General features: G+C 71.9%; 1 protein-coding gene. It reads left to right on the forward strand.

Translation table 11 applies throughout. The annotated features are described in order from the left end of the window. Nucleotides 1–321: 321 nt before the first annotated feature. The coding region (locus AX737_RS26390; protein WP_066926647.1) for a pirin family protein at nt 322–1,257 on the forward strand (936 nt) is incomplete at its 3' end.

Genomic DNA, 1,257 nt, shown 5'->3' on the forward strand with positions numbered 1-1,257 from the left:
TCTCATCCCTCACCCCAACCCTCTCCCGCACGGGAGAGGGAGCGCGGCGCGGTTCTGGCGCGGTTCGAGGGAGGGGCCCCGCCATATGCGATCGCCCTGCCGCGGCCGCACCCGTCAGGGTCGGGGTTGCCGGCGCCTCCGGCTCCGGCACGCGGACGCGTTCTCGGAAACGATGGTTTTCCGTCGTTTCCATTTTCAGATTTCTCGAAATGGACGAGATTGGCGCGAGCGATGCAACCCTGGGGTAGCATCATGCAGGGCCGGACCGCGCGCCCCAGGCTTCACGCGCGGCCGGCCCCGGCGAAAGAGGGAGCGAGAGCGATGAGCTGGCACGGCGCGGACGACCCGATCCCGGGCGATCACTTCAGCTGCGACGCGATCCGGACCCTGATCGTGCCGCGCTCGCGCGATCTCGGGTCCTTCGCGGTGCGCCGCGCCCTGCCCTCGACCGAGTGCCGGATGGTGGGCCCGTTCATCTTCTTCGACCAGATGGGCCCCTCCGAGTTCCTGCTCGGCGCCGGCATGGACGTGCGCCCCCACCCGCATATCGGGCTGTCCACCGTCACCTACCTGTTCGACGGCGAGATCATGCACCGCGACAGCCTCGGCACGGAGCTGCCGATCCGGCCGGGCGAGCTGAACTGGATGACCGCGGGCCGCGGCATCACCCACTCGGAGCGCACCGCCCCGGCACTTCGGCAGACCGGATCGCGGCTGTTCGGCATCCAGAGCTGGGTCGCCCTCTCGGCGCAGGACGAGGAGCGCGCGCCGGCCTTCGAGCACTACGACGCGGCGGCCCTGCCGGTGCTGACCGGCGAGGGCAAGAGCGTGCGCCTGATCGCCGGGGAGGCCTTCGGGGCGCGCTCGCCGGTGCGCACCTCCAGCCCGATGGTCTACGCGGACGTGGCGCTGGAGGCCGGCGCCGTGCTGCCGCTCGACCCGACCTACGACGAGCGGGCGCTCTACACGGTGTCGGGCGCGATCGAGATCGCGGGCGACGGCTTCGGGCCCGGCCAGCTCCTCGTGTTCCGCCCCGGCGACCGCATCAGCGTGCGCGCCACCGAGGCCGCCCGCTTCATGGTGCTGGGCGGCGAGCCGATGGACGGCCCGCGCCACCTCTGGTGGAACTTCGTCTCTTCGCGGCCCGACCGGATCGCGCAGGCCAAGGAGGATTGGCGCCAGGGCCGGTTCGACACCGTCCCGAACGACGCCGAGTTCATTCCCCTGCCCGAGGACCCGCCGCCCGTCCGCTACCCG

The sequence above is a fragment of the Methylobacterium sp. CCH5-D2 genome (assembly GCF_001556475.1).
GTDB lineage: Bacteria > Pseudomonadota > Alphaproteobacteria > Rhizobiales > Beijerinckiaceae > Methylobacterium > Methylobacterium hispanicum.